The following is a 17,071-nucleotide window of genomic DNA, read 5'->3' on the forward strand; positions in this document are numbered from 1 at the left end:
CGTTATAGTTTTCATATGGACCTACCCTCAGTTAGATGATTGTGTTTAATATTCATCTTGGCGCATTGCGACGCCGTTTAGAAGGGTGGGTCCATTTCATTATTCCCTACAGTGAGGAACGAACGTGATAGGGAATCTCTTGGATGCCGTAAAAGAAAGATTCCAGATATCTCGTCCCTCAATTCTGGAATGACGATTCGATAAATAAATATGGAACACGCTCTTCGTATCTCGCATCTCGTTTACCCGTATCTACTCCAACACCACATAAAACAAAAGCCCCGAGCAGCTAGGCTACTCGGGGCTTTCTTACTTATTCTAAAACGTATTGCTTGATAGCTAGAAGCTAGTCAGCTGGCAATTAAGCCTTAGCTGGACGTGCTGCACGCTTACGGTCGTTTTCAGTAAGAAGCTTCTTACGGATACGTACGTTTAGTGGCGTTACTTCTACTAGTTCATCTTCATCGATAAACTCAAGAGCTTGCTCTAGAGTGTGCTTGATCGGTGGAGAAAGAACTTGTGCTTCATCAGTACCAGATGCACGAACGTTCGTTAGTTGCTTACCTTTCAGACAGTTTACTGTCAGGTCGTTTGAACGGTTGTGAATACCGATTACTTGACCTTCATAAACTTCATCAGCGTGCTCTGTGAATAGACGACCACGAGCTTGAAGGAAGAACAATGCGTAAGTCAATGCTTTACCCGTTGCGTTCGAAATTAGAACACCGTTGTTACGCTGACCAATGATACCGCCTTTGTAAGGACCGTAGTGATCGAACGAGTGGTAGATAAGACCAGAACCAGACGTCATTGTAAGGAATTCAGTTTGGAAACCGATAAGACCACGAGAAGGCATCATGAAGTCCATGCGAACACGGCCTTTACCATCTGGTGCCATATCTGTTAGCTCACCCTTACGTAGACCGATGCTTTCCATGATCGCACCTTGGTGCTCTTCAACTACATCGATAGTAACCGTTTCGAACGGTTCCATTTTCTGACCATCTTCTTCTTTGATGATTACTTCTGGACGAGATACTGCTAGCTCGAAACCTTCACGACGCATGTTTTCGATCAGGATAGAAAGGTGAAGCTCACCACGGCCTGATACGCGGAAACGGTCTGGACTTTCAGTTTCTTCAACACGTAGTGCAACGTTATGAACCAATTCTTTTTCAAGACGCTCAAGGATGTTACGTGAAGTTACAAACTTACCTTCTTTACCCGCGAACGGAGAAGTGTTTACTTGGAAAGTCATTGTTACTGTTGGTTCATCAACAGACAGTGGTTCCATTGCTTCAACATTGTTTACGTCACAGATAGTGTCTGAAATTTTCAGTTCACCAAGACCTGTGATTGCAATGATGTCGCCAGCGTTAGCTTGTTCTACTTCGTGACGCTCAAGACCTAGGTAACCAAGTACAGTACCTACTTTACCGTTACGTTTTTTGCCTTCAGCATTCACGATAGTTACTTGTTGGTTTGGCTTAACAGAACCACGAGTAACACGAGCAACACCGATAACACCTACGTAAGAGCTGTAATCAAGTTGCGAAACTTGCATTTGTAGTGGACCTTCAAGGTCAACTGCAGGTGCTTCTACTGTATCAACAACAGCTTGGAACAATGGTTCCATGTCTGTGCCAACTTCGCCTTCTTCCATTGTTGCCCAACCGTTTAGAGCTGAAGCGTAAACAACAGTAAAGTCTAGTTGCTCATCAGTCGCGCCTAGGTTGTCGAACAAGTCAAATACTTGGTCCATAACCCAATCAGGACGAGCACCAGGACGGTCAATCTTGTTGATAACAACGATTGGCTTAAGGCCGTGTGCGAAAGCTTTTTGCGTTACGAAACGAGTTTGAGGCATTGGGCCATCAACTGCATCAACGATCAGAAGAACTGAATCAACCATAGACATGATACGTTCAACTTCACCACCGAAGTCCGCGTGTCCAGGGGTATCTACGATGTTGATACGGTAATCATTCCAGTCAATTGCTGTGTTCTTAGCAAGGATTGTAATGCCACGCTCTTTTTCGATGTCATTCGAATCCATGACACGCTCTTCAGCTTCACCACGAGACTCAAGAGTGCCTGACTGTTGTAGTAGTTTATCAACCAAAGTCGTTTTACCGTGGTCAACGTGCGCGATGATCGCGATATTTCTTAACTTATCAATCTGTGGAGTAGACATGGATTCTCGATTCACTCATAAAAGGTAGCCGTCAATTATCTCAAAAGTTTGGATAATAACCGCTAGCTTGATTTAAAAAACGGTCAATAATATACCAGATTTTAGACAAAAACCCAGAAATATGTGATCTCAACCAAGGCTTTTTTCTTTATTAGCGATTCATATCCGCTTAACTTTGATTCAGTACAGTATCTAACAGCCTAATTCGTAGGATTCTAAAAAAGCATCAGCCGCAAGATAGACAGCCAAATCTCCGGCAAAATAACAAAAGTGGATTGACAACTTAGGCAATTCATTGCTGAATGGTGCTCGCTTATGTTTCATATTGGTGCACAGACAAGCACTTGCACCAACAAGGTGCACTAGGAGATCATTTTGGTGCAAAAACCAAAGTGAACGAAACAAGAAAACAAGTAAATCATTGAAATTAATGGAATAATTTTTTTGGCACGTTTTTGGCTATAGATAAATCAGCATCGATTAATGCACTTATAGACATTAATCAATGCTAGTTTCAACCGAATCGAGCTAATACCGAATTAATAACACTGGAGGTTATCCAAGATGTCAGTAGAAAATGTACTATCCCTGATCCAAGAGAACGAAGTTAAATTTATCGACTTACGTTTTACTGATACAAAAGGTAAAGAGCAGCACATCTCTATTCCTTCTCACCAAGTTGATGCAGACTTCTTCGAAGAAGGTAAAATGTTTGACGGCTCTTCAGTAGCTGGTTGGAAAGGCATTAACGAATCTGACATGGTAATGATGCCAGACGCAGCTTCAGCTGTACTGGACCCATTCACAGAAGATGCAACGCTAAACATCCGTTGTGACATCCTTGAGCCTGCAACAATGCAAGGCTACGACCGTGACCCACGCTCTATCGCTAAGCGTTCTGAAGAATACCTACGTTCTACGGGTATCGCAGACACAGTTCTAGTTGGTCCAGAGCCAGAATTCTTCCTATTTGATGACGTTAAGTTCTCAAACGACATGTCTGGTTCTTTCTTCAAGATTGATGACGTAGAAGCAGCTTGGAACACAGGTTCTGACATCGAAGGCGGCAACAAAGGTCACCGTCCTGGCGTTAAAGGCGGTTACTTCCCAGTAGCTCCTGTAGATTCATCTCAAGACATCCGTTCAGCAATGTGTCTAGTAATGGAAGAGATGGGCCTAGTAGTTGAAGCTCACCACCACGAAGTAGCAACTGCGGGTCAAAACGAAATCGCAACTCGCTTCAACACGCTAACAACAAAAGCGGATGAGACTCAAATCTACAAGTACGTTGTACACAACGTTGCTCACGCATTTGGTAAAACAGCGACATTCATGCCTAAGCCACTAGTTGGTGACAACGGTTCTGGTATGCACGTTCACCAATCTCTAGCAAAAGACGGCGTTAACCTGTTTGCTGGTGATAAGTACGGCGGCCTATCTGAAATGGCGCTTTACTACATCGGTGGTGTAATCAAGCACGCTCGTGCAATCAACGCATTTGCTAACCCGTCAACTAACTCGTACAAGCGTCTTGTACCTGGTTTTGAAGCTCCGGTAATGCTTGCTTACTCAGCACGTAACCGTTCTGCTTCTATCCGTATCCCAGTAGTACCAAGCCCGAAAGCACGTCGTATCGAGCTACGTTTTGGTGACCCAGCAGCGAACCCATACCTATGTTACTCAGCAATGCTGATGGCTGGCCTTGACGGTATCAAGAACAAGATCCACCCAGGCGAAGCTATGGATAAAGATCTATACGACCTTCCAGCAGAAGAAGCGGCTGAAATCCCAACCGTTGCTGAATCTCTAGAAGTAGCGCTTAAAGCACTAGACGACGATCGTGAGTTCCTAACAGCTGGCGGCGTATTCTCTGACGATTTCATTGATTCTTACATCACACTGAAATCTGACGACGTACAACGCGTGAACATGGCAACACACCCACTTGAGTTTGAACTGTACTACTCAGTTTAATCTCCTGTAGAGATAAGCCATTTCTTACTGCAACCTTGTAAGAATCGCTGACTAAATATTAGGCTCGCCTCGCAGGCGGGCCTTTTTTATATTCTCCCTCCCCCAGCTTCCTCGTACCATACCTTAGACAAAAGCCCTCAGAGGCTGCTGCTATAAATACAATAAAATCAATAACAAAACCAACGCCAAACGTGAAATCACCTAGCGGTGAAAAGAGGCTAAAGATATGAAAAATATACTGTTCCTGATCGGGTTAACAGTCGCGATCTCGTGCTCTGCTCAAACGGTGTATACCTGGGTGGATGAGGATGGTGTTCTCCACTTTAGTGATACCCCTACCGACCAAGATGCCAAATCTCTTCGCCTACCGGATGTGCAAGCATCAGCGCCGGCTCCTAAATTTGAAGCCTCGACGCCCGTTGATGCTGCAGCTTCATCTACAACTAAAACGGCAACGCCAGCTCAGGCTCAGGGGAAAACAGAAAGCACGAAACGTGAGGCACCAGCTCAACTAGCCCTCACCATGCTGACTCCCGTTCATGACCAAACCATCCGTAGCAACCGTGGCTTAATCCCTGTTCAAATAGAACTTAGCCGCAAACTTGGTATTGGAGAACAGTTGCAATTGATGCTCGATGGTCGTCGTTATGGCGCACCACAAACCCAACCGAATTGGGAACTGAAAGGTATCGATCGAGGTACTCACACCATTGCAATTCAAGCACATAGAAGCGGCAAGCTTATTGCATCTACTAGTCCAGTCACCGTGTATTTACATCGAGCGACGCTCAAGTAGGCCAATGTGTTAAAAGAGACTGAATTACCTCTACTTTTCACCTAATCGAAGCAGCTTTCAGCGACTCTAATGAATTATCTTTAGCTTCTGGTTGATATGCGCCATACTTGAACTTAGCTACGCACCAATTTGGTGCAATGAGAAAAACACCAGTTCAAGGACGAAATAGTGAATCGATCAGCCAAAAGCGACAGCATAGATACACATCATCTTTCCAGCGCCATTCTCGACAATATGGTGACCTCAACATTGATGCTCGATGAACAACTGTATGTCCGATACGCCAACCCGGCGGCTGAACAACTCTTTTCACAAAGCGCGCGACGCATCGTCGATCATCCACTGAGCCAACTTATTCAACATGCCTCACTGGATTTGGCGCTTCTGACGCAACCGCTACAAAGTGGCCAGAGCATTACCGACAGTGACGTTACCTTCGTTGTTGATAACCGCCCACTGATGCTTGAAGTCACGGTTAGCCCAATCTCTTGGCAACGTGAAACGCTTTTATTGGTAGAGATGCGCAAGATAGACCAGCAAAGACGCCTCAGCCAAGAGCTCAACCAACACGCACAACAACAAGCAGCTAAGCTGTTGGTGCGCGGGTTAGCACATGAGATTAAGAACCCACTCGGTGGCTTAAGAGGTGCGGCGCAGTTACTTGGTAAAATGCTTCCTGATCAGTCTCTTAATGAATATACGCAGATCATTATTGAGCAAGCCGACCGCCTAAGAGCGTTAGTCGATCGCCTGCTTGGCCCTCAGAAGCCGGGGACTAAGTCAGAAGAGAACCTACACCAGATACTTGAGAAAGTCAGGCAGCTCGTAGAACTCGAGTCGGGTTCAACGCTCGCCATCGAACGGGATTACGACCCGAGCTTACCGGACATTCTGATGGATTCAGCACAAGTTGAACAGGCGATGCTCAATATCGTGAGTAACGCGGCGCAGATTTTAAAGGCCCAAGAATCAGGGAAAATCACCATTCGCACCAGAACGGTGCATCAAGCCAATATTCATGGGCAGCGACACAAACTCGCAGCGCGCATTGAGATCAGCGATAACGGTCCGGGCATCCCCGATGATTTAAAAGACACGCTGTTTTACCCAATGGTCAGCGGACGAGAGGGTGGTACAGGGCTAGGACTATCGATTTCTCAAAACCTGATCGATCAGCACAATGGAAAAATTGATGTTGAGAGCTGGCCGGGTAACACCACATTCACGATTTACCTACCCATTTAGGTCAACAGAACCTCGCGATTGGACAGCGAGACGAAAGGCTTAACTCAGTAACACAAAGATTAAAGACATCATAAAAACAACAATGATTATCACAATAGATTTGGCTGCAAAGGAATTGAATTATGAGTAAGGGATACGTTTGGGTCGTCGATGACGACAGTTCTATACGCTGGGTCGTAGAAAAAACACTGTCATCTGCGGATATAAAGTGCGAAACATTTGCTGATGCTGAGAGCGTATTGCTTGCTCTTGAGCGCGAAACACCAGACGTTTTGGTGTCCGACATTCGCATGCCTGGCATTGACGGGATTGAGCTGTTACACCAAGTTCACCAGCGCTCTCCCGACCTGCCAGTGATCATTATGACCGCGCACTCAGACCTCGATGCGGCGGTGAATGCTTATCAAAAAGGCGCCTTTGAATATCTACCAAAGCCGTTCGATATTGATGAGACACTGACTCTAGTAGAACGAGCCATCGCACACAGCCAAGAGCAGAAACGCGAGCAAGCCAGCGAAGTAGCCGAAGACACCAACGCACCAGAAATCATCGGTGAAGCACCGGCAATGCAGGAAGTTTTCCGAGCTATTGGCCGTTTGTCTCGTTCATCCATTTCGGTTCTTATTAATGGTGAATCGGGGACTGGTAAAGAATTAGTCGCGCACGCGCTGCATCGCCACAGCCCAAGAGCTAAAAAGCCATTCATTGCGTTAAACATGGCGGCAATCCCTAAAGACTTGATCGAATCAGAGCTGTTTGGCCACGAGAAAGGCGCTTTTACTGGCGCTAACAGTGTTCGCCAAGGACGCTTTGAGCAAGCCAACGGCGGTACTCTGTTTCTTGATGAAATAGGCGATATGCCACTCGATATTCAGACTCGGCTACTGCGCGTGCTTTCTGATGGTCAATTTTATCGCGTCGGTGGGCATTCTGCGGTTAAGGTTGATGTTCGTATCGTTGCAGCAACCCACCAAGATCTTGAGCGCTTGGTGCATGATGGTGGTTTTCGTGAAGACCTTTTCCATCGACTGAACGTTATCCGAATCCATATTCCGGCACTGCGCGAACGTAAACAGGACATTGAAAAGCTGACTCACCACTTCCTAGCATCCGCCGCTGAAGAGCTTGGTGTAGAAGTGAAGACTCTGCACTCTGAGACCATCATGAAGCTCAATCAGCTAAATTGGCCGGGTAACGTACGTCAGCTTGAGAACATCTGTCGTTGGCTCACAGTCATGGCGAGCGGCAGTGAAATACTCCCTTCAGACTTGCCTCCAGAACTGTTGGAAGAAAAAGTGGTAACGACCTCAGGGACTGGAGACAACTGGCAACAACTGCTCGCTAATTGGGCAAAATGTGCGCTTGATTCAGGAGAAAAAGAGCTACTAACTTATGCGCTGCCAGAGTTTGAACGTATACTGCTAGAGGCTGCACTCAACCATACCAATGGTCATAAACAGGATGCAGCCAAGGTTTTAGGTTGGGGAAGAAACACCCTAACTCGTAAACTAAAAGAACTGTACTAGACCTTATATGACTCTCGATGCAGCTACTTTTTTAACCAAAAAAGGTCGCTTGGTTTGAATAGTGTCGGTACAATTAAAGTATGCCATCCACTAAATTTGTAGCTAAAGATGTCTTTGAAAACACAAATTACCTTGAGAACTGCTGTGGTTCTGCCATTCGTGATGATTTTTCTGTTCACTATGAGCGTAATGGTTTTCACTCAAAAGCAAAGCTACAAAGAGATGGTGAGTGATGTTAGTGCACGCCAACTAACATCACTTACTGACCATGTTCATCAAAGCCTGTCCAACTTTTTAGAAAAGCCATTTCACGCGAACCTCTCGCTCAGCCATAACATCGGCTACCACCACCTTTACCAAGCGGGAAACCTTAGCAAGGTCCAAGACTACATTCTTTATACGTTTTCAGACCATTTCACTGCTATCCCTCAACTCGATGTGATCGGCTTTGGTTCTGAACATGGTAACTATGTCGGTTTTCGTAAAGAAGCTAACAACGGCTATACCTTGATGGTACAAGACGAGCGTACTAGCGATCAGCTGGTCATTTACCGTGGCAGCAAGATCAGCGAAGACATTCGATCTGTGATTTCAGGTTACGACCCGAGAGTCCGCCCTTGGTACACACCCGTTGCGACGCAAAAAAAGGCTGTATGGTCGCCAATTTATGCCAATGCAGATGAACGCCAAGAGATCACCTTATCTGCCCTCGCTCCTATCTATGATGACAACGAATTCAAAGCCGTCGTCGTTAGCGACATTAAGATCAATACCTTCAATGCATTTCTCAAAGAACTCAAAGATAAAACGGATGCCTCTGTTTATATCATTGATAAGCAGCAACGCTTGGTCGCTCACTCGGGCGGAGGCAGCGTGGTCTCTTGGGGAACAGGGAAAACCAATAAGGGCCAACGCTTACTGGCATCAGAGAGTGCTAACCCGGTAATACGTGAAAGTGCGAGCTACGTAGACCAATTTCACCTAATCGATAATTTGGGCGTGCAGCGCTTTAGCTTTCGCCTAGACAACGAACGATACTTCAACCAGATCACCCCTTATGAAGATGAGCACGGTATCACTTGGTTTATTGGTATGTCGATCCCTGAAAGCAACCTACTCGGTGAACTACCTGAAAACCAAAGAAACAGTTGGTTGCTCGGGCTAGCGCTGAGTTGCATTGGTGTCATTGCTGGGTTAATTGCCTTTAATCGCGTAACCCAACCCATCACCTCAACAGCGGATGCGGCAAAGCGTCTTGCTAAAGGCGATTGGGACACAAGTATGCCAAAGACAGGGCATATCTATGAAACCAGCATGTTGGTGGAGTCATTCAATGAAATGGCCAACAACTTAAAGGCTTCCTTTCAAGCATTACAGTCTCAGCTTACCTATGACTCATTAACCAAACTATACAGCCGCGAAGGCTTTATCGACGCTGCCAAGAAAAGCCCAGCAAACGAAAAAGGCACACTTTATTTAGTGGGTATTGATCGCTTCCGAGACATCAATGACAGCCTTGGTCATTACAATGGTGACCAATTGCTTATCATTGCGGCCGCTCGTTTAAGAGGCACATTGCCATCCGAGTACCTATTAGCTCGCACTGGCGGTGATGAATTCGCCATTTACGCCCCGAACGTCATCCAAAGCGAGGAAGCTCAACTACTGACGAATCGCCTGCTTCAAACCTTTGCTTCCCCATTTTCAATGGAATCAGAAAGTGTCGTCATTAAGGTATCGATGGGCGTCGTCGGTGTATCTAACGTCCACGACATTGCGCTATTGCTGCGTAGTAGTAGCATTGCTTTGAGCAACGCAAAACAAGACAAAGCTAGTGTCAGCATTTACAGCCCGGAGATGGGTAAAGCATCAAGACATCGCACTAAGATGCTGGCGCGGATGAACCGAGCGATTGAACTTCAACAGTTCGAACCGTTTTATCAACCTATTATTGATCTGGAATCTGGCTCGACCATTGGGGCTGAAGCTCTAGCACGCTGGATAGCCGATGAAGGCGTAATTTCACCACTTGAATTCATTCCTCTCGCTGAAGAGAGCGGGCTGATTTACGATATCGGCAAGCAAATTCTACATAAGTCGTGTCGAGATACTGCCATCGCGATTGAGTCAGGAAAATGGAGCAAGGACTTCTCTATTCACATCAATCTGTCGGTCGATCAACTGAGTGAAAGTGGCTTTGTTGAACAAGTAAAAGGCACGCTACGTGACACCAAGCTACCAGCAAGCAACCTAACACTTGAGATCACTGAGTCACGCATCGTCGACAATGACCCAGCCATCATCGATAACATGCTGACGCTAAAAGCATTAGGCATCTCGATAGCAATTGATGACTTTGGTACCGGCTATTCGTCACTGGCTTATTTACACAAACTGCCATTTGATTGCCTGAAGATCGATCGTAGCTTCGTCAGCAAGCTCGAAAAAGAGAACCTAGACAGCTCGATCGTCGCGGCCATCGTTAACATCACCAAAGGTTTCAAAGTGAGCTTAGTGGCAGAAGGCGTTGAAACACAGCAACAGGCAGAACTCCTCAAGCAACTAAAATGCCCACTGGCTCAAGGGTTCTTATACAGTCGTCCAGTTCCGTTTGATCAGTGGCCAACCGATCTCATCAATGTTCAAAAGAATACCAACGCTCAACCGAATAACGAAGCCAAACAAATTACCAAAAGTAAACAAAGCACCAAAAAGGGTGTCACCTAGTCAGGTAGAAAGTCTTCCGTTAGCAAGACACAGATACAAAAATGCCAGCATGATGCTGGCATTTTTTATGTTTTTATTCTCAATCGAACGATTAAATCACACGAGAGAACTGCTGTTGGCGAGCCTTAGCACGTAGGTATTTATCGAAACACATACAGATGTTACGAATCAGCAAACGGCCACGCAAAGTCACGCGGATTTCTTTGTCGTCGACTTCAACCAACTCATCGTTGATGAAGGTTTGCAGTAGCCCTAAATCTTCTTTGAAGTAACGATTAAAGTTAACCGAGAACTCAGATTCGATCATGGTTTTATCAAGCTTAAAGTTACAGATAAGCTGTTTGATCACTTCACGACGTAGAAGGTCGTCACTGTCTAGAGCAACACCTTTCCAAAGCGCGTGGCGCAAGTCATTCACTTGAGCGTAGTACTTCTTCAGCTCTTTCTGGTTTTGAGCGTAAGCATCACCGACCATTGAGATAGCAGAAACACCGAAACCAATTAGGTCAGCTTCACCTTGGGTCGTGTAGCCTTGGAAGTTACGATGCAGAATACCTTCACGCTGTGCTACTGCTAGCTCGTCTTCTGGTAAAGCAAAGTGATCCATACCAATGAACTGGTAGCCCGCGCCCGTTAAAGTTTCAATGGTATCTTGTAGAATTGCCATTTTCTCTTTTGGCTCAGGTAAGTCTTCATCTTTAATCTTACGCTGCGCGGCAAACAGTTGCGGCATGTGTGCGTAGTTAAATACCGATAAACGACCCGGTTTCATTTCTAACACTTGCTTCAATGTTTCCGCAAACAAAGCTTGAGTCTGCTTTGGTAAGCCATAGATCAAATCAAGGTTGGTTGAACGGAAGCCTAGCTCTTTCGCACGTTTAACCATCGCAATGATGAACTCTTCATCTTGCTCACGGTTAACCAGTTTCTGCACTTCTTTATTGAAGTCTTGCACACCAATGCTCAGGCGGTTGAAGCCTTCGTTACGCAGGTGGTCAAGTACGTCTAGCTCAATCTCACGCGGATCAACTTCAATACTGATTTCAGCGTCAGCTGTGAAGTTAAATTCCTCACGCAGAATCATCATCAAGCGAGTAATTTGTGTTTTGGTCAAGAACGTTGGCGTACCACCACCGAAGTGCAATTGCGTCACTTCACGGCCATTCAACAAAGAGGCGCGCTGGCGGATTTCATGTTCAATCACATCTAAGTACTCATCCGCTTTATGCGAGTGACGAGTAATGACTTTATTACAACCACAGTAGTAACAAAGCTTATGACAGAACGGGATATGCACGTAAAGAGAGAGTGGACGCTCAGGGTACTGAGTACACGCCATGTCGTAATCAGCGACGGTAAACGCTTCATGAAACTCCAACGCTGTTGGATATGAAGTGTAACGAGGTCCCGAATAGTTGTACTTGTTTAAGATCTCTTGATCCCAAACGATTTGCTGATTCGTTGTTACTGGCTTGCTCGACATAGCGGTAATTCCAATTTAGATCTGCGAGAACCTAAGGTCTCTCAAATCATTTTACATACATTAAAATATAGACGGGTTATTTTGCCACACGACCAGTAAGGTCGTTCCAAGACAAAATCAATTTTTCAGACAAAAACTCAGAACTGCTAGCTTGATCACTAACAAAGCGTCGGGATTAACGAGACGCAAAAGGTAAGAAGGCTCATTTAACATCGTCTATTAAAAGACAAGGCGACTTAAAAACAAGATGCATTTAGGACAAAAAGTCTTAAATGTATAGGTATTAAAAGCAGCGCGTCTTAAAACTGAATGTTAAACAAGCCTCTATATTTAAAAGTCTTAGTGACTAGATCATCTGAATGTTGATTTGGTTATTGAGAGGCTTAACCTTCTCCTGCAACCTTTTCAAATCTTCAATGACCGCATCATTCAAGCGAGTCTCCGCCTTATGGCGTGTGAGATTCTGCTGCATGCGCTCTTTCTTCGTCAGTTCCTGCCTTCCGTCTCCGCGAGCCATATCTTTTACGATATGGTACAGCTCAGAAAGAGCAGGATACTCAGAATCAAAATCGACACGCTCATCACCCTGAACGTTATCCATAATGATACACACTCGGATACTAATCTCAGGTAAGTCACACTGGCCTTGAATACCCGCTAAGCACAAAGTATTTACGTTTTCGTAAATCGTCGCGTTACGTTTTTCAATGGCAAGTGCTTGATGCTGCTTTTGCAACTCCGTCTGCTTCTTCACTTGAAGTAGAAGGTAACCTGCGTAAGAGCCCAAGCCGAGAATGATAATTCCACCAGCAATTGCTAATAAGGTTACGTTCATTGGCTATTAACCTTTAAAGCTGTCTAAGTCGAAATCTTCGAATTGAGATAGCAAGTCTTCGTCAGAGCTTGCTTTCTTCTTAGATGCAACCGGTGCTTCTTCGAAGATCTCTTCTTCATCGTCTTCTGGTTCTAGCAGACCTAAGCGGCCCATTAGGTGTTCGATACGATCAAGTTTCTCATCAACAAACTTCTGCAGACCAGCACCTAGGTTTTCACCATTTTCGATACGATCTAGCAATGTGTTCAATTGAGCATCATTCTCAAGCATCTCTAACTCTTGTTCGTTAGATAGCTTGCGCTCTTGTTTCGTCGACTTCTTCGCTGGTTCAACAATCAGCGGGATTTTTTTCTTGCTGCCTAAACGAGGGTCGCGAGCTAGTGCAGCTTTACGCTGTTTTGCTTCGCTACCATCTGAGTGACGGCTGCCCGACTTAAGGCCTTTACGCTTTTTAACACGCTTACGTTCACGACCTTCAACATCAGATTCACTACGGTTACGAGTAACCATAGGTTCCGGAGCGCCAAGTGCTCCCGGTTTTCTTGATTTCTTACTACGACCCATTACTGCACTTTCCTCAGTAAAATTACATCATTTCCAAAAAATTCTAGTTCGAGCTTATCCCGCTCTGCCAAAAACTGGAATGTTTGACGACTAAAGAAGACGACATGTGTCGGGTCATTCTTGTAGTGCCAACCAGCAAACGCGTCTACGTCTATTACTAGTTTAGTCATAAGACCAATCCAGCCCTTGGGTTTAACTAAATTCAACCATTGCTGCCACACTTTGTCTGGGTGATAAAGATGCTCTATCACCTCCGTGGCAGTCATAAAGTCATACGTTTTTTCCAACACAGAAGCTTCTGGGTGGTAATAGATATCGTACAACTCCATGGTGTGTCCGGCTTCTTCTAACATAATAGATAGCGTAGGGCCTGGGCCACAACCAAAATCCAACCCGTGTGAGTTAGATGAAATGTTGTCTGTTAGTGGATCCGCGATGCGAGATAGAAAACGGCGATAGCCTGCATCACTAGGATCGTTCTCATGGAGATCATAGTGTGCTTTCTCTTCTTTTGCTTCTAACCTTTGTTCAGGTTTAACAAATACCAGTTCACATTGCTGACATTGCAGATAGGCTCTGCGTTTGTCTTCAAAATAGTGATTCACGCCTTGGTGATGGCATAAGGGACAAGTATACATAGCACATCCTTAAACAGGGATGCGAAACATACCAGAAACTGAGTTTATAGTGGAGAGGTATTGGGTGTTTTTTCATCAAATCAATAAAAAAAGCGATAGGAAAACCTATCGCTCTCTAAATCTGCCTATATCGGCCAAAATTTGCATACTCAACTTGGTACACAAATCTCCATTTGTTATTGGTGCTTTCCATGCCAAATTTGTTTGTTGTTCATCGTCCTGATGAGTTTTGGCTATCCTTTTCTAACACCTTGTTGCTGGGCTGTCCTAGCCTGATCCGTTTCTGTCTATACCGTTAGACTAGATGACCATCCGTATCTAAGTCAGCTCCTAGCTGATGGCCGTTACTTTACCGTGTTACAAAAAGACTACAAGAGTTCAAGCTCACACTTTTGTACACAAATCGATCACACATTGATAAATCAGACATCAGCGCAAAACATATTAATAAAACCAATACAAAAGAAAACGCCCCGACCATTACTGATCGGGGCGTCTCTTCAATCTCGCTCGAGCGTACATTTCTTTACTCTGGCTAAGAGCAAGAAACCGACATATTAGTGTAAACCACCAACGTACTTCGATAAGGTATCAATATCTGCGTCTGTTAACTTTTTAGCTACATCACGCATCATCGCATTCATGTCGTTATTACGGCTACCATCGCGGAATTTCTCAAGTTGAGCCTTGATGTAATCTGCGTGCTGGCCTGAAATCTTAGGGAAACCAGAAAGTTCGGTACCGTTACCACGTGGACCGTGACAAGCAATACACGCCGTTACGCCGCGTTCTGCGTTACCCGCGGTGTAAAGAACCTTACCTTCATCTACTACGTTCTCAGGAGTAGAGTTACTAGAGATAGGTAGCGATGCGTAGTACGCCGCTAGGTCAGCCATATCTTCTTCAGATAAAGACATCGCCATTGCACCCATTACAGGTTCATTACGACCTTGCTTACCACCACTAGTCATACCGAGCTTAAGCTCTTTTAACTGCTTCTCTAGGTACTTCTCATGTTGACCAGCCAGCTTAGGGTACTGAGTGATCAGACTGTTGCCGTCAGCACCGTGGCAGGCAACACATGTTTGTGATTTGGCTTTACCAGCTTCAATACTACCTTGAGCCCATACTGAGCAGCTGGCTAAAAGACTCAAAATTAGCGCTAATTTCTTCATGACATTCCATTATAATTATCAAGCTTCCAGTACCACTCTATGTTGCCACTCATGGTACAATAGGCGACCTTATGCCGAGCACGGTTATTTTACACAAATTCACAAAAAAGTAATCAATCGACTACACAAAGTCGAGATGGAGTTAACAGTGAGCGTAAAAATTCATTATCAAAACACGCATTTCATTACCAGTGCACCTGATATTCGTCATTTACCAGAAGACGAAGGGATCGAAATTGCGTTTGCAGGACGCTCCAATGCTGGTAAATCTAGCGCGCTAAATCGCGTTACAAACCAAAAAGGCTTGGCGAAAACCAGTAAAACACCCGGTCGAACTCAGCTAATTAACCTATTTAAGGTAACGGACGGTTGTCATATCGTCGATTTACCAGGATATGGCTTTGCTCAAGTTCCGCTTGAGATGAAGAAAAAATGGCAGAAGTCGCTAGGCGAATACCTACAACGACGTGAAAGCCTGAAAGGTTTAGTGGTATTGATGGATATCCGTCACCCAATGAAAGACCTTGACCAACAAATGATCTACTGGGCTATCGATAGCCGCATCCCAGTACAAGTTTTGTTAACAAAAGCAGACAAACTGAAAAGTGGTGCGCGTAAAGCACAGCTACTGAAAATCCGTAATGATGCGAAATCTTTCGGTGGTGATGTTGCGGTTGATGTCTTCTCTTCAATGAAGGGTATCGGCGTTGATCAACTGCGTGCCAAGATGGATGAGTGGTTTGCCCCAGTGTTTGCTGATCAAATCATTGATGAGCTAGCGGACGAAGAGCACAACGACTCAGAGTAGTTCTTCTATCTATAGCTTTATCTATAATTAGAAGTTAAAGCACTTACAGCAAGTGATTTAGCCTTATTAATACCCTTCCTTATATAGGTGGGGTATTTTTTTGCCCAAAAATTAGTGAGTTAAACCTAAGTCTTGAGAATTAAAGACAAGATTAATCAGTTAGAAACGAGAGAAGTGAACCATACTAAAAGACACATCTAAATAAACAGAACAATGAGAAAGGAATACTCATGTGGAAAACACCGTTGGCCATCATTGCACTAATGCTGGTCTCATTGACAGGGTTCGCCTCTGAAGCAGAACAAGAACAAGCCCCAATGATCAATGTTGATATGACCTTAGACTTGGATGGTATGGAAAAGTACGCTCAAGATGCGAGTGAGTCTCTTGAGGTGATATCACAATCTTTGCAGGCGATCGTCAACAACCCCAACCTTAGTGAAGACCAACAACAAGCTCTGAACCAAACCGTTGAAAGCATCAACAAGCTTGCGAGCTCTACCAAGACATCACTCAATCAACTCCCACAAGCCTTAGACCAATCTCGACTCGCCTTTAAAAAGACCAGTCAAATGCTGTTGGATGATATTCAGACCAAGATCATCATTGCGTTAGCAGCCGTTATCGCTGTCATTGTCATCGCTTTGACTGCCATCTACCTGCTTATCCTAAAACCCATGCAGCAAACCTTAGTGAAAGCGACCAACAATATCTCTTCTATGGCGCAATCCATCCAGATCACCGCCGAAGCGCTGAAATACAGTACTGAGAAACAACAAGAAATCATGGATTTCATTGAGCATTCACCCACTCAATACACTGATAAATAAGGTGTAAGCGATCAATCCTTTCTCGGCAACTTGTAAAATAAAAGTTATTTTAAATGATAAAACAATTAAATTAGAGACGGATTTAAATTACCAAATGCTGATCGAGTTCCAGATCTAAGGCAAATCAGGTGTTTATCACTGTGCTTGAGAAAGCGTAAGAAAAGACACTAAAAAGGGCGGGTTTACGGGAGTAATAGTAGGTTAGAAATATTTTTCTTTCGCACAAGAAAAAACGCCCCAGTCAAATACTGACTGGGGCGGCTGAATCAGCCTAAT

Annotated in this window: 13 protein-coding genes; 7 read left to right on the plus strand and 6 right to left on the minus strand. The window is 44.7% G+C overall.

All coding sequences use genetic code 11. From position 1 onward, the window contains the following. Positions 1–361: 361 nt before the first annotated feature. Complete coding sequence (typA, locus tag H5300_RS08900) at positions 362–2,194, minus strand: translational GTPase TypA (RefSeq protein ID WP_102503099.1); 1,833 nt, start codon at positions 2,192–2,194, stop codon at positions 362–364. A gap of 564 nt (positions 2,195–2,758) precedes the next feature. Between typA and glnA the strand changes: the two genes are divergently transcribed. From glnA to H5300_RS08925, 5 genes are all read left to right on the plus strand, one after another. Then, positions 2,759–4,168 carry a glutamate--ammonia ligase gene (glnA, locus tag H5300_RS08905; RefSeq protein WP_004735585.1) on the plus strand — a complete coding sequence of 470 codons (1,410 nt, stop codon included), beginning with the start codon at positions 2,759–2,761 and terminating at the stop codon, positions 4,166–4,168. A gap of 226 nt (positions 4,169–4,394) precedes the next feature. Continuing rightward, entirely contained in the window at positions 4,395–4,964 is a 570-nt protein-coding gene (locus H5300_RS08910; protein WP_004735583.1) for a DUF4124 domain-containing protein, read from the plus strand. Positions 4,965–5,132: 168 nt separating this feature from the next. Continuing rightward, a complete protein-coding gene (glnL, locus tag H5300_RS08915) occupies positions 5,133–6,209 on the plus strand; it encodes a nitrogen regulation protein NR(II) (protein ID WP_017079339.1) in 1,077 nt (358 codons plus the stop codon). A 122-nt stretch (positions 6,210–6,331) separates the two neighbouring features. Then, entirely contained in the window at positions 6,332–7,735 is a 1,404-nt protein-coding gene (gene glnG, locus H5300_RS08920) for a nitrogen regulation protein NR(I) (protein ID WP_004735581.1), read from the plus strand. Positions 7,736–7,843: 108 nt separating this feature from the next. Further along, positions 7,844–10,462: an EAL domain-containing protein gene (locus tag H5300_RS08925; RefSeq protein ID WP_182795804.1), complete on the plus strand. Its 2,619-nt coding sequence runs from the start codon at positions 7,844–7,846 to the stop codon at positions 10,460–10,462. 91 nt (positions 10,463–10,553) lie between these two features. On the opposite strand, the gene hemN is transcribed toward H5300_RS08925, so the two are convergent. From hemN to H5300_RS08950, 5 genes are all read right to left on the minus strand, one after another. Then, entirely contained in the window at positions 10,554–11,945 is a 1,392-nt protein-coding gene (hemN, locus tag H5300_RS08930; RefSeq protein ID WP_004735579.1) for an oxygen-independent coproporphyrinogen III oxidase, read from the minus strand. A 346-nt stretch (positions 11,946–12,291) separates the two neighbouring features. Next, positions 12,292–12,780 (minus strand): DUF2489 domain-containing protein, encoded by a 489-nt coding sequence (locus H5300_RS08935; protein ID WP_017079341.1) that lies wholly within the window; start codon positions 12,778–12,780, stop codon positions 12,292–12,294. A gap of 6 nt (positions 12,781–12,786) precedes the next feature. Continuing rightward, complete coding sequence (gene yihI, locus H5300_RS08940) at positions 12,787–13,344, minus strand: Der GTPase-activating protein YihI (RefSeq protein WP_004735577.1); 558 nt, start codon at positions 13,342–13,344, stop codon at positions 12,787–12,789. Then, on the minus strand, positions 13,344–13,982 hold the full coding sequence (locus H5300_RS08945; RefSeq protein ID WP_182795805.1) for a class I SAM-dependent methyltransferase: 639 nt from the start codon (positions 13,980–13,982) through the stop codon (positions 13,344–13,346). The genes yihI and H5300_RS08945 overlap by 1 nt, the downstream gene beginning before the upstream one ends. Positions 13,983–14,539: 557 nt before the next feature. Next, positions 14,540–15,157, minus strand: coding sequence for a cytochrome c (locus H5300_RS08950; protein ID WP_004735574.1), 618 nt, complete (start codon positions 15,155–15,157; stop codon positions 14,540–14,542). A 148-nt stretch (positions 15,158–15,305) separates the two neighbouring features. Here H5300_RS08950 and yihA point away from each other — a divergent pair, with 148 nt between their 5' ends. Together yihA and H5300_RS08960 are read left to right on the plus strand one after the other, a co-directional pair. Then, positions 15,306–15,965, plus strand: a complete 660-nt coding sequence (yihA, locus tag H5300_RS08955) for a ribosome biogenesis GTP-binding protein YihA/YsxC (protein ID WP_004735573.1) — start codon at positions 15,306–15,308, stop codon at positions 15,963–15,965. Between the two features lie 230 nt (positions 15,966–16,195). After that, the gene (locus H5300_RS08960; RefSeq protein ID WP_182795806.1) at positions 16,196–16,795 is read left to right on the plus strand and encodes a GTP-binding protein; all 600 of its coding nucleotides are present in this window, start codon (positions 16,196–16,198) and stop codon (positions 16,793–16,795) included. Positions 16,796–17,071 lie beyond the last annotated feature (276 nt).

The sequence above is a fragment of the Vibrio sp. SG41-7 genome, from assembly GCF_014164465.1.
Classification (GTDB): Bacteria; Pseudomonadota; Gammaproteobacteria; order Enterobacterales; family Vibrionaceae; genus Vibrio; species Vibrio splendidus.

Bases quoted from the DNA above. Each gene is read 5' to 3' on its own strand.
- yihI (WP_004735577.1), bottom strand. From the start codon at position 13,344: ATGGGTCGTAGTAAGAAATCAAGAAAACCGGGAGCACTTGGCGCTCCG.
- typA (WP_102503099.1), bottom strand. From the start codon at position 2,194: ATGTCTACTCCACAGATTGATAAGTTAAGAAATATCGCGATCATCGCG.
- hemN (WP_004735579.1), bottom strand. From the start codon at position 11,945: ATGTCGAGCAAGCCAGTAACAACGAATCAGCAAATCGTTTGGGATCAA.
- glnG (WP_004735581.1), top strand. From the start codon at position 6,332: ATGAGTAAGGGATACGTTTGGGTCGTCGATGACGACAGTTCTATACGC.
- H5300_RS08945 (WP_182795805.1), bottom strand. From the start codon at position 13,982: ATGTATACTTGTCCCTTATGCCATCACCAAGGCGTGAATCACTATTTT.
- glnA (WP_004735585.1), top strand. From the start codon at position 2,759: ATGTCAGTAGAAAATGTACTATCCCTGATCCAAGAGAACGAAGTTAAA.
- H5300_RS08935 (WP_017079341.1), bottom strand. From the start codon at position 12,780: ATGAACGTAACCTTATTAGCAATTGCTGGTGGAATTATCATTCTCGGC.
- H5300_RS08960 (WP_182795806.1), top strand. From the start codon at position 16,196: ATGTGGAAAACACCGTTGGCCATCATTGCACTAATGCTGGTCTCATTG.
- H5300_RS08950 (WP_004735574.1), bottom strand. From the start codon at position 15,157: ATGAAGAAATTAGCGCTAATTTTGAGTCTTTTAGCCAGCTGCTCAGTA.
- H5300_RS08910 (WP_004735583.1), top strand. From the start codon at position 4,395: ATGAAAAATATACTGTTCCTGATCGGGTTAACAGTCGCGATCTCGTGC.
- H5300_RS08925 (WP_182795804.1), top strand. From the start codon at position 7,844: ATGTCTTTGAAAACACAAATTACCTTGAGAACTGCTGTGGTTCTGCCA.